The sequence below is a fragment of the Brevundimonas sp. GW821-FHT09G01 genome, assembly GCF_059416065.1.
Genome location: NZ_JBWKOL010000003.1, coordinates 341999 through 363318, shown reverse-complemented (window position 1 = coordinate 363318; position 21320 = coordinate 341999). Strand labels below are relative to the sequence as shown.

At 68.8% G+C, this 21320-nt stretch carries 18 protein-coding genes; 7 read left to right on the top strand and 11 right to left on the bottom strand.

The window, feature by feature from the left end; translation table 11 throughout:
- The first annotated feature begins 107 nt into the window (after nucleotides 1-107).
- From AC07NB_RS09185 to AC07NB_RS09175, 3 genes are all read left to right on the top strand, one after another.
- A complete protein-coding gene (locus AC07NB_RS09185) occupies nucleotides 108-644 on the top strand; it encodes a GrpB family protein (RefSeq protein ID WP_494570358.1) in 537 nt (178 codons plus the stop codon).
- A 129-nt stretch (nucleotides 645-773) separates the two neighbouring features.
- Nucleotides 774-1271, top strand: coding sequence for an ASCH domain-containing protein (locus AC07NB_RS09180; protein WP_494570359.1), 498 nt, complete (start codon nucleotides 774-776; stop codon nucleotides 1269-1271).
- Entirely contained in the window at nucleotides 1183-2703 is a 1521-nt protein-coding gene (locus AC07NB_RS09175; protein ID WP_494570360.1) for a GNAT family N-acetyltransferase, read from the top strand. The genes AC07NB_RS09180 and AC07NB_RS09175 overlap by 89 nt, the downstream gene beginning before the upstream one ends.
- Here the strand turns inward: AC07NB_RS09175 and clpB are convergent, their stop codons facing one another.
- Nucleotides 2704-5292 carry an ATP-dependent chaperone ClpB gene (gene clpB / locus AC07NB_RS09170; RefSeq protein WP_494570361.1) on the bottom strand — a complete coding sequence of 863 codons (2589 nt, stop codon included), beginning with the start codon at nucleotides 5290-5292 and terminating at the stop codon, nucleotides 2704-2706. It abuts the gene before it with no gap.
- Between the two features lie 134 nt (nucleotides 5293-5426).
- On the bottom strand, nucleotides 5427-7727 hold the full coding sequence (locus tag AC07NB_RS09165; protein WP_494570362.1) for a TonB-dependent receptor domain-containing protein: 2301 nt from the start codon (nucleotides 7725-7727) through the stop codon (nucleotides 5427-5429).
- A 249-nt stretch (nucleotides 7728-7976) separates the two neighbouring features.
- On the opposite strand from AC07NB_RS09165, the gene AC07NB_RS09160 reads away from it, so the two are divergent.
- Complete coding sequence (locus AC07NB_RS09160; RefSeq protein ID WP_494570363.1) at nucleotides 7977-9605, top strand: serine hydrolase; 1629 nt, start codon at nucleotides 7977-7979, stop codon at nucleotides 9603-9605.
- 4 nt (nucleotides 9606-9609) lie between these two features.
- A complete protein-coding gene (locus tag AC07NB_RS09155) occupies nucleotides 9610-10461 on the top strand; it encodes a tetratricopeptide repeat protein (protein ID WP_494570364.1) in 852 nt (283 codons plus the stop codon).
- Between the two features lie 7 nt (nucleotides 10462-10468).
- On the opposite strand, the gene AC07NB_RS09150 is transcribed toward AC07NB_RS09155, so the two are convergent.
- The 5 genes from AC07NB_RS09150 to AC07NB_RS09130 form a co-directional block, all read right to left on the bottom strand.
- Entirely contained in the window at nucleotides 10469-11167 is a 699-nt protein-coding gene (locus AC07NB_RS09150) for a DUF4893 domain-containing protein (RefSeq protein ID WP_494570365.1), read from the bottom strand.
- A gap of 58 nt (nucleotides 11168-11225) precedes the next feature.
- Nucleotides 11226-11882 (bottom strand): DUF4893 domain-containing protein, encoded by a 657-nt coding sequence (locus AC07NB_RS09145; protein WP_494570366.1) that lies wholly within the window; start codon nucleotides 11880-11882, stop codon nucleotides 11226-11228.
- A gap of 139 nt (nucleotides 11883-12021) precedes the next feature.
- Nucleotides 12022-12942, bottom strand: coding sequence for a DUF4167 domain-containing protein (locus AC07NB_RS09140; RefSeq protein WP_494570367.1), 921 nt, complete (start codon nucleotides 12940-12942; stop codon nucleotides 12022-12024).
- Between the two features lie 314 nt (nucleotides 12943-13256).
- On the bottom strand, nucleotides 13257-14150 hold the full coding sequence (gene prmC, locus AC07NB_RS09135) for a peptide chain release factor N(5)-glutamine methyltransferase (protein WP_494570368.1): 894 nt from the start codon (nucleotides 14148-14150) through the stop codon (nucleotides 13257-13259).
- A gap of 38 nt (nucleotides 14151-14188) precedes the next feature.
- Nucleotides 14189-15130 (bottom strand): hypothetical protein, encoded by a 942-nt coding sequence (locus AC07NB_RS09130; protein ID WP_492311766.1) that lies wholly within the window; start codon nucleotides 15128-15130, stop codon nucleotides 14189-14191.
- A gap of 120 nt (nucleotides 15131-15250) precedes the next feature.
- Here AC07NB_RS09130 and AC07NB_RS09125 point away from each other — a divergent pair, with 120 nt between their 5' ends.
- Nucleotides 15251-16462 (top strand): YihY/virulence factor BrkB family protein, encoded by a 1212-nt coding sequence (locus tag AC07NB_RS09125; protein ID WP_291839187.1) that lies wholly within the window; start codon nucleotides 15251-15253, stop codon nucleotides 16460-16462.
- A gap of 3 nt (nucleotides 16463-16465) precedes the next feature.
- On the opposite strand, the gene prfA is transcribed toward AC07NB_RS09125, so the two are convergent.
- From prfA to AC07NB_RS09110, 3 genes are all read right to left on the bottom strand, one after another.
- Complete coding sequence (prfA, locus tag AC07NB_RS09120) at nucleotides 16466-17533, bottom strand: peptide chain release factor 1 (RefSeq protein ID WP_291839191.1); 1068 nt, start codon at nucleotides 17531-17533, stop codon at nucleotides 16466-16468.
- Nucleotides 17534-17594: 61 nt separating this feature from the next.
- Entirely contained in the window at nucleotides 17595-18365 is a 771-nt protein-coding gene (locus AC07NB_RS09115) for a DUF3108 domain-containing protein (RefSeq protein ID WP_494570369.1), read from the bottom strand.
- Nucleotides 18362-19729: an alpha/beta hydrolase family protein gene (locus tag AC07NB_RS09110; RefSeq protein ID WP_494570370.1), complete on the bottom strand. Its 1368-nt coding sequence runs from the start codon at nucleotides 19727-19729 to the stop codon at nucleotides 18362-18364. Before AC07NB_RS09110 ends, AC07NB_RS09115 begins: the two co-directional genes overlap by 4 nt.
- Before the next feature lie 172 nt (nucleotides 19730-19901).
- On the opposite strand from AC07NB_RS09110, the gene AC07NB_RS09105 reads away from it, so the two are divergent.
- Nucleotides 19902-20684 carry a sulfite exporter TauE/SafE family protein gene (locus AC07NB_RS09105; protein WP_494570371.1) on the top strand — a complete coding sequence of 261 codons (783 nt, stop codon included), beginning with the start codon at nucleotides 19902-19904 and terminating at the stop codon, nucleotides 20682-20684.
- A gap of 68 nt (nucleotides 20685-20752) precedes the next feature.
- Here the strand turns inward: AC07NB_RS09105 and AC07NB_RS09100 are convergent, their stop codons facing one another.
- Complete coding sequence (locus tag AC07NB_RS09100) at nucleotides 20753-21226, bottom strand: translation initiation factor 2 (protein WP_492311770.1); 474 nt, start codon at nucleotides 21224-21226, stop codon at nucleotides 20753-20755.
- Nucleotides 21227-21320 lie beyond the last annotated feature (94 nt).

The following is a 21320-nucleotide window of genomic DNA, read 5'->3' as shown; positions in this document are numbered from 1 at the left end:
AGGTTCGCGCGGAGGTTGGAGAGATGCAAGCGGAACGGTTGTCGCCGTCGCCTGCGCCGAGCGGCGATCCGTCTTGACCCTGCCCGGGTCCCTTCGGATCATGGCGCATGCCCAGGCCCGTCACGCTCGCCCCCTACACCTCGCAGTGGAAGGCCCGAGCCGAGGCCTTGATCGCGGACCTCCAGGCGGCCGCGCCCCGGACCTTTGAGGCGGTGCACCATGTCGGCTCGACCGCCGTGCCGGGCCTGCGGGCCAAGCCGGTCATCGATCTGCTCGGCGAGACCGGGAGTCTGGCGATGATCGAGGCGGCGCGGCCGGCGCTGGAAGGGCTCGGCTATCGCTGGCGCGGCGAGAACGGCCTGACCGGTCGGCGCTATCTCACCTGGGACGATCCGGATACCGGCGCCCGCGGCGTCCATCTGCACGTCTATGCGGCGCGCGATCCGGCGCTCGCCTGGCATCTGGCCTTCCGTGACCGGCTGAGGGCCGATCCGGCCGTCGCCACCGCCTATGAGACGGAGAAGGCGCGCTGCGCGGCGCTGCATCCGGACGACAGCGGGGCGTATGCGGCGTGTAAGAAGGCGTGGACGGACGGAGTGGCGGCGGAGGTGGTGCGGGGGGCTGAGCGTATGACCATGCGCTGATGCCCCGGCATAAGACAGACTTAGGCCACGTCCGAAAATGACGGGGCGCACAACTACAAATCTCGACGTGATTAATGACCCCTTAGGACTGTCGAATCACCCTGCTCCAATCAACGGATTAAGCGCGGCATGGCCTATCTTTTCAGTATCAAGCCGGAGTACTGCGCCCGGATTTTCAGGGGCACGAAAACGGTCGAACTGCGCCGACGCGTCTCTCCGAAGATTCACGTTGGCTCGCTTATGATGATCTATGAAACGATGCCGACGAAAGCTGTGACCGGCGCGGCCGTTATCACATCTGTCGAAGCTATGCCGCTTCGGTCTTTGTGGGGGCTAGCCGAGCGGGAAGGCGGCATCTTGCGTGAGGCATTTTTCGCCTACTTTGACGGGCTCAACGACGGCTACGCCATAAGCATCGGATCGGCCGTTCGCTTTCCCACACCCGTGCCTCTATCCACCATGGCGAACGAATATGGGTTGCAAGCTCCGCAATCTTACCGAGAGATACCCGACCACTTAACGGCAGCGCTTCTCCGGCATGGCCAAATTTCTGTTGGACACCAACATTCTGATACCGGTGGAGGATGCGAGAGCCACGCCGGATTCATACGCCTCGCTGCTGCGTGACTTACAAGCCAAAGGTCACACTTCTCACGTCCATGATGCCACGCTAGCTGACATCAAACGGGATCCAGACGCTGCTCGCAGATCGATCTCGATATCGAAGGCAGCAAAGTATCCCCGGATCAAAAATAGCTGGCGGGACCAAGCTGCGCTGACTGCGGAATTCGGTGAGATACGCAACGACAACGATCTGTCGGATGCGCACATTCTCAGCGCGCTTTCCGATGGCATCGTCGATGTTTTGATCACTGAGGACCAAGGCCTCCACACAAGGGCCTCTCGTCTAAACCTCGGACAAAAGGTCCTTACGGTTCGACAGGCGCTGGACTTCATCAACGGCACGTACGCGCGTATCGATTACGTGCTCAAATCGGTTTCGCGGAAGTTCTGCTACGAACTAAAGCCCACCGACCCGATATTCGGATCGCTGATAGAAGACTACCCGCCTTTCGCCGCTTGGATGGACAAGTGCCGGAAGAACGACCGCGAATGCTGGGTGGTTGAGGACGACAGCTCGATAGCTGCATTGGCCATATTCAAGGACGAGATCGGCGACGAAGTCCCGGCGGGAGTGCTCGGGGATCGGATATTCAAACTCTGCACGTTCAAAGTGTCAGAGCGATATCGTGGCGGGCGGCTGGGTGAGCAGCTCCTACGCCAAGCGATGTGGTTCGCCTACGATGGGGGATACGACGCTGCCTATCTGACGGTGTTTCCAAAGCAAATCGCGCTCCGAGATTTGATCGAATCGTTCGGCTTCCGAAATGTCTCGGAGCAGGAGAACGGAGAGATCGTCTATGCCAAGCATTGGGATAGAGCCCTTAAACTAGATGCTTCCGACGCGACGCTAGTACGTCAGAACTATCCCGCTTGGCCTTCAATTTTTCACAGAGGTCTGATCGTCCCCGTGCGACCCGGGTACCATGATCGCCTGTTCCCGGAAGCGGCTTCGCGGCTGGCCGACATGCCGGGCGATCTATTCGCTTCCGCTTGGTCCCAAGGGACTCCGGAGCGTTCCAGCCCGTCCAACAGCATCAGAAAAGTCTATCTGGGCTACACACCCACCCGCATGGTCGAACCCGGAACGCTTGTCGCCTTTTACCGATCTAGCGACAACGAAATGGGCGTGAAAAGCGCGGTCGCCGCTATTGGAATCGCTGAGCAATACGACCGTATCGGCGACTACGAGCACGCGGTCGCCGTCGTCGCCAAACGCTCGGTTTATACAAACGAAGAACTAGAGGACCTTGTGCGGAAGCCCGGTCTTAAGGCTCTCACGTTCTTGTTCTATGGCTATCTGAAAGAGCCGCTCTTGCGGAAAGACCTTGAATGTCAAGGATTGCTCGACGCTCCCCCGCAGTCTTTTGTGAGCATCTCTGGCGACCGGCTCCGATTACTTGAGCAGGCTGTCTCAGGTAACTTGGAAGCCGCGTAATCAATGCACCCGCGCCTTCCCGATCTCCAGCCCCTCCCCGCCCGCTGACACGGCGATCACGGACCCGTCCTCGATCTCGCCCGCCAGCAGCTTGCGCGCGATGGGATCCACCAGTTCCTTCTGGATCACCCGCTTGAGCGGACGCGCGCCGTAGACCGGGTCGTAGCCCTTGTCGGCCAGCCAGGCGGCGGCGGTGTCGTCGAGCGCGAGGGTCAGGCGGCGGTCGGCCAGGAGCTTCTCGAAGCGGGCTAGCTGGATGCGGACGATGCCGCCCATCTGTTCGCGGCCCAGGCGGCGGAACAGGATGATCTCGTCGATGCGGTTCAGGAACTCGGGGCGGAAGTGGGCGCGGACGGCGTCCATGACGTAGGGGCGGACCGCCTCGACGTCGTCGCCTTCGCCCTGGTTGGCCAGGGCCTCGGAGCCGAGGTTGCTGGTCATGATGATCAGGGTGTTGCGGAAGTCGATGGTGCGGCCCTGGCCGTCGGTCAGGCGGCCGTCGTCGAGCACCTGCAGCAGGACGTTGAAGACGTCGGGATGGGCCTTTTCGACCTCGTCGAACAGGACGACCTGATAGGGCCGCCGACGGACCGCTTCCGTCAGGGCGCCGCCCTCGTCATAGCCGACGTAGCCCGGAGGGGCGCCGATCAGGCGGCTGACGGAGTGCTTCTCCATGTATTCCGACATGTCGAGGCGGGTGATGGCGGCCTCGTCGTCGAACAGGAAGTCGGCCAGGGCCTTGGTCAGCTCGGTCTTGCCGACGCCCGTCGGGCCCAGGAAGAGGAAGCTGCCCAGCGGGCGGTTGGGGTCGTTGAGGCCGGCGCGGGCCCGGCGCACGGCGTCGGAGACGGCCTCCAGCGCCGCATCCTGGCCGACCACGCGGTGGCGCAGGGCGTCCTCCATCTGGAGCAGCTTTTCGCGCTCGCCCTCCAGCATCTTGTCGACCGGAACGCCGGTCCAGCGGGAGACGACGGCGGCGATCTGTTCGGCGTCGACGACTTCGGGCGTCAACGGTCCGCACCCGGAGCTTTCGGCGGCTTCGGCGTCGGCGAGCTGTTTCTCGATCTGCGGGATCTGGCCGTAGGCGATCTCGGACGCACGGCCCAGGTCGCCTGCGCGCTGGGCGGCGGCCAGTTCGGCGCGCAGGCGGTCGAGCGTCTCGCGCAGCTGGGCGCCGGCGCCGACCTTTTCCTTCTCGGCCTTCCAGCGGGCGGTCAGGTCGTCGGACTGGCCCTCCAGATCGAGGATCTCGTCCTCGAGCTTCTCGAGGCGGTGCTGGGAGGCGCTGTCGGTCTCCTTCTTCAGGGCCTCGCGCTCGATCTTCAGCTGGACCAGGCGGCGATCAATCTCGTCCAGGGCCTCGGGCTTGGAGTCGACGGCCATGCGCACGCGGCTGGCGGCCTCGTCGACCAGGTCGATGGCCTTGTCCGGCAGGAAGCGGTCAGTGATGTAGCGGTTCGACAGGGTGGCGGCGGCGACGATGGCGGCGTCGGAGATGCGCACCCCGTGGTGGACTTCGTACTTCTCCTTCAGTCCACGGAGGATCGAGACGGTGTCCTCGACCGTGGGCTCGGCGACGAAGACCGGCTGGAAGCGCCGGGCCAGGGCCGCGTCCTTCTCCACGTGCTTGCGGTACTCGTCCAGCGTGGTGGCGCCGACGCAGTGCAGCTCGCCGCGGGCGAGCGCGGGCTTGAGCAGGTTGGAGGCGTCCATGGCGCCGTCGCCCTTCCCGGCGCCGACCAGGGTGTGCATCTCGTCGATGAACAGGACGATGCCGCCCTCGGCCGCCGCGACCTCGTTGAGCACGGCCTTGAGCCGTTCCTCGAACTCGCCGCGGTATTTGGCGCCGGCGATCAGGGAGCCCATGTCGAGCGACAGGACCTTCTTGTCGCGCAGGCTTTCAGGCACGTCGCCGTTGACGATGCGCAGGGCCAGGCCCTCGACGATGGCGGTCTTGCCGACGCCCGGTTCGCCGATCAGGACGGGGTTGTTCTTGGTGCGGCGGGCCAGGACCTGGATGGTGCGGCGGATCTCCTCGTCGCGGCCGATGACCGGGTCGATCTTGCCGTCGGCGGCGGCCAGGGTCAGGTCGCGGGCATAGCGCTTCAGGGCGTCATAGCCGTCTTCGGCGGCGGCGCTGTCGGCGGTCTTGCCCTTGCGGACCTCGACGATGGCGGCGTCCAGCGCGTCGGGCTTGGCCCCGGCGGCGCCGAGGACGGTGGCGGCCACACCGCCTTCGCGGGCGAGGGCCGAGAGCAGGCGTTCGGTGGTGACGAAGGCGTCGCCGGCCTTCTTGGACGCGGCCTCGGCGGCGGCGAAGACCCGGGCGGTGTCGCCGTCCAGATAGAGCTGGCCCGAGCCGCCGGAGACCTGGGCGCGCTTGCTCAGCGCGGTCTCGACGTCGGCTTCCGCGCGCTTGGGGTCGCCCCCGGCGGCGGTGATCAGGTTGCGGGCGAGGCCGTCACGCTCTTCCAGAAGCACCTTGAGCAGGTGTTCGGGCGCGAACTGCTGGTGTCGGCGGGCCAGCGCCAGCGACTGGGCGGATTGGACGGCCTGTTTGGCGCGGTCGGAGTAGAGGTCGAGATTCAAGGCGGGCATCCCCTTCTGAGGCGGATTCCGGAAGACGCGCCCTTTCAAGCAAGCGACGCGCCGTCCGGCTGCAGCTCAGGTGGGTGTGGCCCATTCGCCACGCAAGAGCGAGCCCTTGCGTGGCGACAGAGGGATCAGCTTCCGGTCGACGGCGCCGAGAAGTCGAACTGTTCCGGGCGCCGCTGGCCCGAGCCGAAGGTCCAGGTCAGGCCGATATAGGCCGCGCGGCCGCCGAAGGTCATGCGGGTGCGGTCGGTGAAGGCCGGGGTCTGGATGGTGGTGGTCGCCCCGAACTCGTCGAGGACGTCGCGCACGGTCGCCTGGAAGGACCAGTCCTTGTTGAGCTTGCGGCGGTAGCCGAAGTTCACCAGCGTGGCCTGCACGCGCTCGCCCTGGGCCAGCAGCTGGTCGCCGGTCCAGATGCCGGAGAGCTGCACGAAGTCGTCCTGGGTCGGCTGCCAGTTGAGCGTCAGGCGGCCGCCGACGCTCTCGATCGAGCGGTTGACCGCGCCCGGAATGCCCGCGGCGTCGATTTCCTGACGGAAGCCGTTGATGCTGGCGTTGTAGCGCAGGGTCGGGTGCAGCGCCCCGTTGGCCACCAGCTCGATGCCCGTGGCGGTGCTGGAGCCGAGGTTCTCGGGCCGGGTCAGGAAGACGCCGCCGCCGATGTCGCTGGTCACCTGGGTGAAGGCGTCGGTGGTGTCGCGGTAGTAGAGGGTCGCCTGATAGAAGGTCTGCTGAACCCGCTTCTGCCACATGACCTCGAAGGAATCCGTCTCCTGCGGCAGCAGGTTCGGGTTGCCCGAGCGGTAGTTGAGGTTGTCCTGATAGCTCAGGAAGGGGTTCAGGTCCTGCGGGTTGGGCCGCTGGATGCGCCGGCTGTAGCTGCCGCGGACGGTCTCGCCCTCGCTGAGCGTGTAGGACAGGTGCAGCGTCGGATAGGCGCGGAAATAGTCGTTGGACGACTGGATGTTGGTCGTGACCTGGTCGAGGTCGATGTTCGCCTGTTCCAGCCGCAGGCCGAACTGGGCCGACAGCTTCTCGCCGAACGGCTTTTCCCAGGTCGCATAGAGGGCGTGCACCGTCTGATCGACGTGGAACGCGTTGGAGACGATCGGATCGGGGATCATGCCGCCGGGCGTCGGGCCGCGCGCGACGAAGTTGTCGAGCTTCAGATTGGACGCCTGCAGCTCGTAGCCGAGACGCAGACGGCCGCCGTCCGCCAGGGGGCGGACATAGGCGCTGGTGATCCCCAGCTGGTCCTGGCGGTTCTGGTTCTCGACCGTCTCATAGGACAGGGCCGGCGCCGGAATGCGCAGGTTCACCGTGGTGTCGAAGTCGAGGCTGAAGCGGTTGCGGTCGAAACGGACCTCGTTGGACCATTCGTGGCCCTGGCCGTCGAAGCGGCGCAGGACGCGCGCCGACCCGCCCGAGAACTGGCCCGAGAAACCGCCGGTCGAGTTGCGGGCGTAGGCCGAGGCCAGGCCGCCGCTGGCGGCATCGGCCTCATAGAGGTCGAGGGCGTTGATCACGTTCTCAACGTCGACGTGGCGGACTTCGCCGGTGATCTGCGTCTTGTCGTCGAGGTTATGTTCGGCCGCGAGGCGCACGAAGACGTTGTCGGAATGGCCGTCGGCGTTCAGATTCGAGCGCGCCTGGAGGAAGCGACCGGCGCCGGCGTCGAACCGTTCACGCAGGCGGTCGATCTCCTGGACGAAGGTGTCGTGACGCACGCCGATATCGGCCGACAGGGTCGTCTTGCCGATCACATGGGCGATGCTGCCGCCGAAATTGTAGCGCTCGTTGTCGCCGATATTGGCGCGGATCGAGCCGGTGGTGGTCGCGCCGGGACGCACGGCGTTGGGCTTGGAGATCAGGTTGATCACCCCGCCCGAGCCTTCGGGGCTGTAGGCGGCGGAAGGGTTGGTCATCACCTCGATGCGCGCGTACTGGCTGGCCGGAATCTGCAGCACCATCTGGGCGCGGCTCGGGCCGTTGAACTGGGTCGAGGGCCGGCCATCGACCAGGATGGTGACATTGGCGTCGCCGCGCAGGCTGACGTTGCCGTCCGGATCGACCTCGACCGACGGCACGTTGCGCAGGGCGTCGGCCAGGGAGCCCGTGGCCGCCTGCAGGTCGTTCGCCAGGCTGTAGCTGGTCGAGTCGATCGACGTGCGGACGTCGTTGGGACGGGCCGCGACGACCACGTCGCCGATCGCCGTCGGCTCGGCCGGAGCCTCCTGAGGCTTCTCGCCCTCGGGAGCCGGGGCCGGAGCGGGCGTCTGGACCGGCGCCGGGGCGGGCGTCGGGGCCTGAACCTGGGTCGGGGCGGCGCGCGGCGCGGGCTGCGGAGCCGGAGCGGTCTGGGCGGCCGCGGCGCCGACGGGCAGCGTCAGGGCGACGCTGGTGAGCAGGATGAGCTTAAGGTTCGACATGGCCCCCAGCCATAGAGATGCGAAGGCCGGGACCGCCTTCGCGCAGCCTGCTGACTAACAGCGATTTGCGGATCCCCCGAGTTACATCTTTTTCATTTCATTACGGTTTTTACACAACACGTCACTTTTCCGCCCTCTCGTCTGCACATCTCGAACAGCATAACCGGGTGGACGGCTCCGCCGCTTCCCGCTTGGCGACGGACGGGTGGGCGGGCTAGCGTCCCGGCGCAATTTGTCGGGAGCGTCTCCATGTCCATCCGTCTCACGCGCCGCGCGGCGCTGATCTCGTCCGCCGGCGCCGCCGCCCTGCCCGCGACCGGATGGACCCAGACGGCGGACCAGACGGCGCTGGCGGATCAGGTCGACGCCTTCGTGAAGCGGGCCATGGCCGCCTTCCCCGATCAGCCGGCGGTGTCGGTCGCCGTGGTCAAGGACGGCCGGCCGGTGCTGACCCGCGGCTACGGCGTGCGCGCCATCGGCGGGGCGGCGGTGGACGAGCACACCCTGTTCGCCATCGCGTCCAACACCAAGGCGGTGACGTGCGCCGCCCTGTCGATCCTGATCGACGAGGGCAAGGTGAAGTGGGACGAACCCGTGCGGACCTATCTGCCCGGGTTCAGCCTGTCCAAGCCCGAGCTGAACGACATGGTCACGGTGCGCGACCTGGTCAGCCACCGCATCGGCTTCGGCCTGGGCGCGGGCGACCTGCTGTTCTGGCCGAACGGGAACCGCAGTCGGGCCGAGATCATGGCGGCCATCCCGCACGTGCCGATCGAGGACAGCTTCCGCACCGCGTACCACTACTGCAACCTGATGTTCGTGGCGGCGGGCGAGGTCGTCGCGGCGGCCAGCGGCATGCCGTGGGAGCAGTTCATCCAGACGCGCATCCTGACGCCGCTGGGCATGACCGAGACCCTGCCGCTGATGACCCACGCCGACCCCGCCAAGTCGGCGCTGCCGCACGGCCGGATCGGACCGCCGCTGCGCTACCAGGGGCCGATGCAGACCATCGGCCAGTCGATCAAGGAGGTCTGGGACTGGTCGGCGGCGGGCGCCGCCGGCGGCTTCGTCACCAATCCGGTCGACTGGGCCAAGTGGATCGCCGTGCAGCTGAACAGGGGCGCCCTGCCCGACGGGACGCGCCTGTGGTCCGAGGCGCGGTCGAACGAGATGTGGCGGCCGAACATCATCATCTCCAGTTCGGGCGGACCGACGGCGGAGCTGCCGGGCCGGGCCATCGCCTCGACGTACGCCACCGGCTGGCAGGTGCAGGACTATCGCGGCGAGCGGTTCATCACCCACGGCGGCGGCGCCCCCGGCTATCTGTCGGGCACGGTGCTGCTGCCGGGCCGCAACGCCGGCTTCAGCTATTTCACCAACGCGGAAGAAAGCCAGCTGACGCGCACCCTGCGCAGCGGCATCGCCGACATCATCATGGGCAAGACCGGCTTCGATTGGATCGCCGACGGGGTGCGGCTGACGCAGGAAGGCAATGCGAAATCCATCGCCGCCGCCGCCGAGATCGACGCCAAGCAAGCGGCGGGCGCCGCGCCGTCCCTGCCCATCGCGGCCTATGCCGGAGCGTGGCGCGATCCTTGGTACGGCGAGATCCGGATCGAGGAGCGCACCACCGGGCGCGGCCGCAACCGCCGCACGGGCCTGCACCTGGACTTCACCCGCACCAACGCCCTGAAGGGGCCGCTGGAGCCCTATGACGGCGACACTTTCCGCACCCGCTTCCCCGACAAGCGCGAGGAGGACGTGTTCGTGACCTTCAAGGTCGAGAACGGCGTGGCGGTTGCGGCGATGCTGAAGGCGGTCAGTCCGGACGCGGACTTCAGCTACGACTATCAAGACCTGCGGCTGGCGAAGGGCTGACCTGATGATCTCGTTGCTTCTCACCCTCCTGACCGCCGCGCCGCAGGTGCAGGAGGGGTCCATGCCGCCCGCTTGCGTCGGCCCCACCTTCGCCGGCTGGCAGGCCTGCGCGGACGCGGCGCGGGAAGGCACGCCCGCCTATAGCCTGGCCATGATCAACCTGGGGACCGAGGCCTACATGCGGGGCGACCTGACCGAGGCGCTGCGATTCTATGACAAGGCCGAGATCCCCGGTCACGCCATGACCTCGGATATCGTGTTCCACACCTTCAGAGCCGACGCCCGCCGCTATGGCGGTCGCGTGGAAGACGCCCGCGCCGACGCCGCCATCGCATGGGGCTTCCTGGACGGTCGTCCGCCGGCGGACACGCCCGCCTACGCCCTGATGCCGGTCAACGACGAGCTGCGCGCCCTGATCCTCAGCATCCTTCTGCCGATCCTGAAGGACAGCGATCCCACGGCCTTCCAGAAGGCGCGGGTGATGTATCTGGCGGTTCCCGCCATCGGCTGGGAGGCCCTGAGCCGCCGCGCCGGGACACTGACGGAACTGGGCGACTACGAGGCCGCCGTGGCCGCCAGCAAGGGCGCCTTGGATCTGCAGCCCGCGGACCCGCTGACCCAGAACAACCACTGCTACACCCTGGTCGAGGCCGGCCGGGCCGCCGAGGGCGTGACCTATTGCGAGCGTGCCGTCGCGGGTCGGCCGGAACTGGCGCCGGTGCGCCATTCCTATGCGGCGGCGCTGGCGGCGCTGGGCCGATGCGAGGACGCCGAGGCCCAGCTGGCCGAAGCGCGCCGCCTCGACCCGGGCGGAGCCCTGTACCGCGAACCGCTGGCCTGCACGCCGAAGGGCTGAGCCCCCGTCAGCGCGCCAGTTCGAGGATCTCGAGCTTGGATTCCACGCGCGGCCACGGCACGACCATGCGCCAGCGCTCGGGGCCGATGCGTTCGAACACGCCGACCTGGTCGCGTTCGGACTGGGCGCCGTAGGCCGGGAAGCCGGTTTCGTCCGCGCCCCAGGCCTGGCCGCCGATGAAGACGAGACGACGGTCCGTGTCCGGATAAAGCAGCCCGCGCGTGCGCTGCGATCCCGTCGTCTTGGTCAGGACGAGGTCGCCGCCGGGCGTCAGCTCGACCATGCAGCGGAAGAAGGGATAGGCGACATAGGCCAGCCCGCCCTCGGCCTTGGCCCCCAGCTTGACCGTGCGGCAGCGATAGGTCCCCGGCGAGGGCTGGAGCCGCCCGGCCTGGCCGGCGTTCGAATCGACCAGCGGCCCCAGGGCCTCGACCTGCGAGGCGAAGCCCTTGTCCTCCGCCTCGGCGCGCGCCAGGCGCCAGGCCTCGTCCAGGCGGCCCAGATTGGCGGCGTCGGCGGCGGACGCGATCCCGCGCCAGCCGGAAGCCTCGGCCTGTTCGGCCTTCTCAGGGATTGGAGCCGGAGCGGCGGCCGGATTTTCGGCGGGCGCGGGCGCGGCGGAACTGTCGCCGGTCGACGGGGGCGGATTGTCGCCGCACGCCGCAACCAGGGCGGCGACGGAAGCGACGGCGATCAGGGTCCGCATCGGGCAGGCTCCATATGGCTGAGCTTGCACAACGGGCGACGAACGATCGGGTTTCCGATCAGGCGGGAACGAGCTCGATCAGGTCAAGGTTGGACTCGTTCTGCGGCCAGGGGATCACCAGCCGCCAGCGGCGCTCGCCGATCCGCTCCAGCGTCGCGATCAGGTCCCGGTCGGGACGCTGGCCGTAGGAGTTGGCCGGGGGCTCGGAGGCCAGGGCCATGGAGCCGAGCAGGACCATGTGGCGGTCGTCCTCGGGGAACAGCAGGCCCGCGGGCCGCTGCGAACCGGTCAGCTTGACGAATTTCAATCCGCTGCGGGTCTGTTCGATGCTGCAGGCGAACCAGCCGTAGACGACGTAGCCCAGACCGTCCTCGCCCCCCTGGGACCCCAGCTTGACCGTGCGGCAGCGATAGGCGCCGACGGGGGGAATGACGGACGGACGGCGCGCATCCGGATCGATCAGGTCGCCCAGGCTGTTGAGGTCGCCCGAGCCGCGCTGGCGGCGCGCCTGCTGCAGGGCCAGCGACCAGGCCGCGTCGCGGCGCGCGTAGCGGTCGCGGTCGGCGGCGGTCACGATGCTGCGCCAGTCGCGCAGGGTCGCGCCAGGCGCTCCCGACGGCGGCGGGGGCGGAGGCGGTGCCGGCGGCGTGGCGCAGGCGGACAAGGCCAGAACGGCGCCGACGATCAGGGTCGGCAGCCGGAACAGACGAGGCATGGGCGCTCCCGAACTCAGGCTGAGGGCGTGGCTCGGCTCTTTTGGACCGGTCCGGACGGCCGGCGTCAAGCGCCCTCGCGTCGCGGGAGCGTTGAACACCGGATCGGCGATGGCGCTTCTCCCCTCGCGGGAGGACGCGTCAGCTGTCTTCGGCGGGGGCGTCGGCCTTGCGGCGCGGCGCGCGGCGCTTGGGCGCCGGAGCCTCTTCAGCGGCCGTCTCGGGCGCCGGAGCGGACGCGGCCGAACGGGTCAGGAAGCCCGGCAGGGCGGTGGGCGCCTCGTCGGCGGGCTGTTCCTCGCGGCGCGAACGGCGCGGGGCGCGCTCGGCGCGTTCCGGGGCCTGGACCGGAGCGGCTTCCGCGACGGGCGCGGGCTCGGCCTCGAAGGAAGCCTCGTCGCCGGCGGCGTCGGCGGGAGCGTCGCCCTCGCCGTCGAAGCGACGGTTGCGTTCGTCCCGGCGGCGCTCCCAGCGTTCGCGGCGGCTCTCACGGCGACCGCCCTCGCGGGCCTCGCCATCAGCGGCGGGGGCGGGCACGGCGCCTTCGGCGCGCGGCTCACGCGGTTCGCGGGGTTCACGCGGCTCACGATCGTCGCGGTCGCGCCATTCGCGGCGGGGCTGTTCGTTCGAGCGCTCGCTCTGGCGCTCTTCCTGCTCGCGCTGGCGGGCTTCCTGCTGGGCGACGCGGTCAGCCTCGGCCTGCTGGGCGGCCATGATGGCCGCCGCCTGGGCGCCGGATTCGTCCTCGAAGTCGATGTCGAAGCCCTGACCGGCCAGTTCGCGCTGGGCGATCTCGGAGACCGAACGCTGGGGCTGCAGGGCGCGTAGGACGCGGAAATAGTGTTCGGCGTGCTGGGTGTAGTTCTCGGCCAGAACGCGGTCGCCGCCGGCCGACGCGTCGCGCGCCAGCTGCATGTAGCGCTCATAGACGGTCTGGGCGTTGCCGCGGACCTTGATGTTCTCGGGTCCTTGCGAGTCCCAGGAACGATTGGGGTTGGTGGCGTTGGCGTTGTTATTGCCGCCGCTGCCGGGCTTCCTGTTGCGTCCGCGTTGACGCTTCATGCCCTTGAAATCTCTCATCGGACGCTACCGTGCCTTGATGGGGAGGGCGGACCGGACCTCGAAGGCTCGGTATCCGTCCGGGGGTGTTCCGTCTCGGGCGGGGCCTATTCCCCGCTGGCGATGTGTTCGGAAAGCCGTGCCGCCCCGTGGTCCGCCGGGCGACTGGCCCGACCGTCACTGCCCTGAACGCGCGCGAGTCAGGAACCAGAGCGGTTCGAGGCGTGCGTTTCGGGTGGGAGACAAGGGAGACTTAGCGCGGGATCGTGGCGTTTCCAAGGGGATTTGTATGGCGACGCCATACAGCCCCCCTCGCCTCACATCTTCGGAATCGGATTGGTCCGCGGATTGGGGCCGTTGGTGACGACGCGGTCGCGGTCGGACAGGTCCTTGACCACGATGACGTTCTCGAATCCCGCACCCTCGAACAGGGCCTTGACCTGCGGCCCCTGATCCCAGCCGATCTCGACCGCGAAGGTCCCGCCGGGCTTGAGGATGCGCATGATCTCGGGCGCCAGTTCGCGATAGGCGACCAGGCCGTCCTCGCCGCCGTCCAGCGCCAGGTGGGGATCGTGCTCGCGCACCTCGGGATCGAGGCCGGCGATGTCGCCCGAGGGGATGTAGGGCGGGTTGGAGACCACCAGGTCGAAGCTGTGTTCCGCGAAGCCGGTGGCCCATTCGGTGCGGATGAAGTCGCAACGGCCGGCGAGGTCCAGGTTGGCGGCGTTCTCGCGCGCCACGGCCAGGGCCTCGGTCGAGATGTCGGTGCCGACCCCCTTGGCCGCCGGACGCTCGGCCAGGGTGGCCAGCAGGATGGCGCCCGAGCCGGTGCCCAGGTCGATCATCGTGAAGGCCTCATGCGGGGCGTAGGCCAGCATGATCACGTCCAGCAGGGCCTCGGTGTCGGCGCGCGGGCTGAGGACGTCGGGCGTGACGTTCAGCATGATCTTCCAGAAGCCCTTCTGGCCAAGGATCTTCGACACCGGCTCGCGCTTCAGACGGCGGGCGATATAGCCGTCCAGCACGGCCCGCTGCGCGTCGGTCACGACGCGGTAGGGGTCGGTCAGGATGTCGGTGCGCGAGCAGTCGGCGGCGACCTCCAGCAACAGGCGGGCGTCGATCGAGGGGCTGTCGATTCGGGCGGCCTTGAGATCGGCCGTGGCGGCCTTCCAGGCGGTCAGCAGGGTGCGGGCGGAGGCGGCGTCGGTCATGTGGACGGATTGGCGCGGCTGGCCGACGATTTCAAGCTCTACCGACCACAGCGGGGCGGCTTGCCGGGCGTCGGAGCCCGGGCTCCGAGCAGCGCCATCGCCGACGCCTCCAGATCGATCAGGGGCGCGGCGCGATCCGCATAGCCGGCCTCCGACAGGGCTTCGCCCAGCACGTAGCCGGCATAGCCCATGTCGAGACCCAGCCGGTCCGACAGCGCATTCATCTTGTCCAGCACCGCGCAGGCCTCATCAGGCCGCCGCGCGCCGGCCAGGAAGACCGTCCACTGGTTGAACAGCATGGTCAGGTCCTGGCGATCCGTCCCCTCCACCGGATCCGCCCCTAGCAGCGGTTCATAGAGGGCGGCGACCGCCTGCACGCGCGCCGGATCTTCGTTGAGACCGTCGGCGACGCTGCGAATGTCGGCCAATCCGGTCAGGGTCGAGAGCGTCTCGATATGACCGGGGCCCAACCGCGCCACGCGGATGCGATGGGCCTCTTCCAACCACCGCTCCGCATCCGCCGATGTCTGGGATCCGCGAGCCATGAACTCGGTTCTGGCCGCGTCCGAAAGCAGCATCGCCAGCATGCGGCTGTCCGCGGCGAAACCCTGGCGTCCCTCGGCGACAGCGCGCTTCATATAGGGCAGGGCCAGAGCCGCGGCGGCGATAGGGTCGTCGCTGTCTTCGCTCATCAGGGTCACGCCATAGGCGGTCAACAGCCGCGCCCTTTCGGCCGCGTCAGGCGTAGCCGAGAGCCGGGTTTCGAGGGCCCCGTCGCCGGCGGCCGCGCCGTTCAGGCGACGAAGCTTGAAGAGCGGCGCGGCCGCCTCCTCCAGCGCTTCCGAACTCCAGGGGCCGGAGAGGGGATCGTCCGGGTCCGGGGCGGTTCGGGACGCCTGCGGGGCTGACGGCGACGGCGCGGCGACCGCCACGGACGTCATGGCCAGTCCGACGAGAAAGACGAGACTTCTGATCCGCATGATGGTTCCCCGAACCACCCCAAGCTATGACGGGGTTCGCGGGGTCCGCAAGAAGCGGGGAACGGCAGGGGCAGCTTGGCCGTTGTCGCGCCCATGCAGCGACAGTCGGGAAAGACAGGCTTGGACAGGAAGACGGGACCGAGTCTGTGGGGCGTGGCGGGGGCCATCCTGGGCGGCCTGGCCGCCGGCGCGGGAGCCGCGCACCTGCTGTACACGCGCGGGCACAAGTTCGGGGTGGAGCTGCGTCCGCAGCGGCCCGAGCCCCTGCCCCCGCGACCGCCCACGCCCGAGGATTTCGACGCCAAGGAGCCCGGGCGCGGCCGGACCGCGCGACGGCCCGAACATATTCCGCACAAGGGCTGGGTCGACATCTTCTGGCGCTGGGGCGCCTCCTACTTCGGCGACCGGGTCGGGTTCGTGGCCGGCGGGGTGACCTTCTTCGTGGTCCTGTCGCTGTTCCCGACCCTGGCCGCCTTCGTGACCATATACGGCCTGTTCGCCGATCCGAACGACGCCTGGGGCCGGCTGGAGTTCCTGTATTCCGTGCTTCCCCAGGGGGTCACCGAGTTCCTCGGCGGAGAGATGCAGCGGCTGGCCCAGAACTCGACCGGCCAGCTGACCTTCACCCTGGTCTGGACCCTGGCGCTGTCGCTGTGGACGGCCAACGGGGCGATCAAGGTGCTCTTCTACGGGTTGAACGTCGCCTATCACGAGGTCGAGCGGCGCAGCCTGATCCGGTATAACCTGCTGTGCATGGCCTTCACCGTGTCCGGCCTGCTGGCGGTGCTGCTGGCGGCGGGGATGGTGGTCGGCGTGCCCGTGGCCCTGAGCGTGCTGGGGCTGTCCGACGAGTGGGCCTATCTGGCGCCGTTCCGCTGGCCGGTGCTGCTGCTGATCTACGGCGCGGCGCTGACGCTGATCTACCGCATGGGTCCGTGCCGGCAGAAGGCGCGATGGCGCTGGCTGACGCCGGGCGCGATCTTCGCCGCCCTGCTGAGCGTGGGGCTGTCGCTGGGCTTCAGCTGGTATCTGCAGACCTTCGTGCGCACGGCCTCCTACGGCCCGCTGGCGGCGATGATGGGTTTCCTGCTGTGGACCTGGCTGAGCGTGCAGATCATCCTGATGGGCGCCGAACTGAACGCCGAGATCGAGCACCAGACCGCCATCGACACGACCACCGGCGAACCGGTGGCGCTGGGCGAACGGGGGGCAGTCATGGCCGACAGCGTCGGACCCAAGCGCGGCAATCCGGCGGCCCTGGCCTTCACGCTGAAGCACGCCGAGGCGCTGTCGGACCGATTGCTGCGGCGGCGGATTCGTCCGCGAAACTGATGGTCAGCCGAACTCGGCTTCCAGGTCGGCCAGGCGGGCGGCCTGGTCCTCGGCGATCAGGGCGTTGAGCATCGGATCGATGTCGCCCTCGAGGATCTGCGGCAGGCTGTGCAGGGTCAGGCCGATGCGGTGATCGGTGACCCGGCCCTGCGGGAAGTTGTATGTGCGGATGCGCTCGGACCGGTCGCCCGAGCCGACCTGTGACTTGCGGGCGTCCGAGCGGGCGTTGTCCTTCATCTGGCGCTGCATGTCGTAGAGGCGGACGCGCAGATTCTTCATCGCCTTGTCGCGGTTCACGTGCTGCGACTTCTCGGACGACGTCACCACGATGCCCGAAGGGAAGTGGGTGATGCGCACGGCGGAATCGGTCTTGTTGACGTGCTGGCCGCCCGAGCCGGAGGCGCGGAAGGTGTCGATGCGGATATCCTTGTCGTGGATCTCGATCTCCACGTCCTCGACCTCGGGCAGGACCGCGACGGTGGCGGCCGAGGTGTGGATGCGGCCGCCCGCCTCGGTGGCCGGGACGCGCTGGACTCGGTGGACGCCGCTCTCGAACTTCAGGCGGCCGAACACGCCGTCGCCGGTGACGGTGGCGATGATTTCCTTGTAGCCGCCGGCCTCGCCCTCGGTGGCGCTGTCGACCTCGACCTTCCAGCCCCGGGTGGAGGCGTAGCGCGAATACATGCGGAACAGGTCGCCGGCGAACAGGGCCGCTTCGTCGCCGCCGGTGCCGGCGCGGACTTCCAGCACGGCTGAGGCGTTCTCGTCGGCGTCGCGGGGCGCCAGCAGGAGGGCGACCTCGCGCTCCATCTCCGGCAGGCGATCCTTGAGCGACTGAAGCTCCTCGGCGGCCATGTCGGCCATCTCCGGATCCTCGGCCATCACTTCCAGGTCGGCCATCTCGGCGCGGGTCCGGGCCAGGCCCTGGACGGCGTCCGCGACCGGCTTGAGTTCGGCGTGCTCCTTGGACAGGCGCACGATCTCGGCGCCGTCCGAGGCCGCGCCCATGCGCGCCTCCACCTCGTGGAAGCGGTCGAGCACCTGATCGAGCCGGGCCTGGGGAAGTCGCAAGGGTTTCTCCGGAAAGGGGCCGATCTCCTATCCGGCCCGCCGGGACCTGTCCAATGCGGCGTCAGTACAGCAGGGTTTTCCGGTGCAGGCTTCCGGCCGTCCCGGGGCTTTCCATCTTGATCAGCTGCTGGGTCGACTTGGCCAGCCAGAACCGCGCGATCGAGGCCCCGCCGGAGTTGTAGTCCGTCTCGACCACCCAGCAGTCGATCGCCGACCCGTCCGGACCGGTCAGGACGGCCTGGTCGCCGGTCCGCCAGACATAGCGCGCCGGCGGTCCTCCGCCGGGATGATAGAAGGGGATGGAGACGGCGTACCCCGGCGCCCACGGCAGGGTCTGCAGCATCTCCATGTCGGTTTCGAAATTGTACGCCGCCTCGGACGCCGGCACCGAGAAGTCGGCGCGGCTGTTGTCAGGCAGATCCGACAGACCGGTGATGGCCTCGGGCGAGAATCGGAACCCTTCGACCACGCGGTTCCCGTCGCGGGTGGTGGTCCGGATGTGGGTCAGCGGGCGGAACGTCCCGATCTCGAAGACGGAGTCGCGCTCGGCCAGGGAGGGCGTCTGCCCGGTCCCGTCCCAGCGCTGCACGATGTGAAGACGCCGGACGCCCTCGATTTCCTCGAAGCGGACCTCGCGCCGCCAGATGTCGACGGCGATATGGGCGCCGTCCTTCTCGACCGAGCGCAGATAGGTCCGGGCGGCGGGCTTCAGCAGATCGAACCGGGGCAGCGGACGGCCCACGCTCAGCAGATCGATGTCGGCGGCCCGAGCGGCGCCGGCCAGGGGCGCGGCGGCTGCGGCGGCCAGGACGAAACGGCGGGTCGGTTTCATCGGCGGCCTCCCGCCGGACGGGCCAGCACTTCGCCGCGGCCCAGGTCATGGCGCAGCGCGCCGTAGGCGGCCCAGTCGAGCACGGCCTGGATGTAGCCGTCCGCATAGCGGGTCTCGATCCGCGTCCCGTCGGGGCCGGGCTCGAACTGGACGATGCCGTGGTCGGCGTCCGGATACTGGACGACGGTGACGGGACGGCCCTCGGCGGCGAGGGCGGTCAGGCGCGTGCGCGTGCCCTCCATCGGCGCTTCGGTGTCGTTCGCGGCCAGGATCCACAACATGGGGACATCGAGGCCGCGCAGCGTCGGCAGGGGGTCATAGTCCCACATGATTCCCCACTGGATCTGGGCGAGAAGGGCGGTGATCTCTTCGTTCGACGACTTGAGGAGCATGGGGGTGAAGTCGCCGCCGATGTCCTTGAACCACGGTTCCGAACCATAGCGGGCGCGCACGGCGTCGAGATCGGCGAAGCCGACCGCGCCGTTCGACGACACGAAGGCGGTCGTGACGGTGAAGATCTTCTCGGCCTCGGCGAGCACCTCCGGTCCCCATCCCTTGTCCGTTAGGCTGTCACGGATCTCGCCGCGTTCCTCGGCCAGGACGCCCTCGGCCATGCCGAAGCCGATGGTGACGAAGTCGACCGGGACCTTGGTCGCGGCCAGCGGAGCGACCCAGCCGCCCTGGCTGCCGCCGTGCAGGCCGACCCTTCCGGCGCGGGCGCCCGCCGCCCGGCGCGCCGCGGTGACGGCGGCGGCGGCGTCGGTGGCCAGCAGGTCGAAATTCTGGCCGTAAGTCCCGCCGGAGCCGCCCGTGCCGCGCTTGTCATAGACGAAGACGCCGACGCCCGACGCCGGAGCCAGCCGCTGGAACCAGTTGTAGTCGAGGGCCGCCGAGGCTTCCGATCCGTGCACCTCGATCATGATCGGAACCGGGCCGTCACCGGGCGGCAGGATCAGGCGGCCGGCCAGCCGCGTCCCGTCCGCGCTGGTGAAGGGCGCGTCGATCATGGGCAGGTCGACACGACGCGCCTCGCGACCGTCGAAGGTCATGCGGTCCGCGGTGGTGCAGTCGCCGAAGGAGGCGTGAAGGGCCGCGGGCCGATCCGTCCAACCCTCCGTTCCGGTCCAGGCGCCCGAGGCGTCCTGGCGCAGCCGGGCGGTGCGGCCGTCGAGCAGCCGCCAGCGGCCGCCGGGACCGTCGATGGGGGCGACGTCGATCAGGGTCCCGTCGGCGAGGCGATAAAGCCCGACATGGCAGGCGAAGGCGGGGTCGGGCCTGGACGGCTCATTGCCGATCTGCGCCGACGCCTGGCCGGCGAATACGAGGGTCGCGAAGGTCGCGGCCAGAAGCGTTCGGATCATCATCACATCATCCCTTCACGGCATCGGAACCGGGACGAAGCCTTCCGGACGACGCACGGTCCAGTGAATAAGGGGTAATGCAGCCTGACGGAAACGTGACAGCGTCGCCGTTACAACCGGCGGCTTCGCGCATTAGCTCGACAGGACATCTTCGTCCGCGCCACGCAGAGCCTTCATGGAAACCTTCCTACTGTTCCTCGTCGTCGGCTTCCTCGCGCAGGCCGTCGACGGATCCCTGGGCATGGCCTACGGCGTGATCTCCTCCTCGGTGCTGCTCGCCTTCGGCGTGCCGCCGGCGACGGCCTCGGCCAGCGTGCACGGAGCGGAGGTCTTCACCACCGCGGCCTCGGCGGGCAGCCACGCCTGGCACCGCAACGTCGACTGGAAGATGCTGCTCCCCCTGGCCGCCGCCGGCGTCGTCGGCGGCTGTATCGGAGCCTATGTGCTGGCGGGACTGGACAGCAACGTCGTCAAGCCTTTCGTCATCGCCTACCTGGCCCTGATGGGCGCCTGGATCCTATGGCGCGCCGGCCATGACGTGAAGCCGCGCCTGATCCGCCCGACCTGGATCGTCGCGCCCCTGGGCGCCGTCGGCGGCTTCCTGGACGCCATCGGCGGCGGGGGTTGGGGGCCGACGGTGTCGTCCACCCTGGTCGGCGCCGGGCAGGAGCCGCGCCGCGCCATCGGCACGGTCAACACCGCCGAATTCTTCGTCACGGTCGCCGTCAGCGCCACCTTCGTCTGGTCCCTGCTGAGCGGCCACTGGGAAGAAGCGGACGCCCTGCAGAACCACGCCGCCGCAGTGGGCGGACTGGTGGTCGGCGGCCTGCTGGCCGCGCCCTTCGCCGGCCTGATCGCCAAGCGCGTGCCGCGCCGGCCGATGACCTATGCGGTGGGCGGCCTGCTGATCCTGCTGGCCGGCTTCCAGGGCCTGCAGCTGTCGGGCCTGTTGGGCTGAACAGAAAGGGCGGGACAGACCGAAGTCCGTCCCGCCCCCTTGAAAACGCACTAAGGGTGCGCCGGGCCTTACGGCCGGGCGGCGGCGGGTGCGGCGGGAGCGGCCGCAGCCTGACGGCGGCGCTCGGCGTCCTGGGCCGGGGTCAGCATTTCGACGACCAGCGGGTTCGGCGTCAGGTCGTTCATGGCGCCCGAGGTGCCGTCGACCACAAGGCCGATCGGACCGCCGATCAGGATGTTGCCCGCCGCGCCCGCGGCGCCGCTGCCGGCCATGCGGCTGTCGACCCGGATTTCCTGGGTGACGTAGCCGTCCATCGAGACCGTGGCGGTGAAGCCCGGCTTGCGCGGCATGCGGAACGAGCACGGCGTGGCCGCGCACTCGAAGCCGGTCGAGGTGGTGACGCGCGCGCCCGGGGGCGTGCTCTCGACGGAGAAGTTCTGGCTGGTGCCGCGAGTCACCGTGGCGCAGGCCGGCAGGGTCAGGGCGGCCGCGGCAAGCGCGATCGCCTGCACGCCGAAGCGCGCGGTGCGGATGGAAATCATGAAGCCCCCAAGACTTGGATAAAGGTCCGCCCCCCGGCGGACCTGACGGCTAACTCGCACCCCACCCCCGGGAACGTCAATCACCGAACCGTGA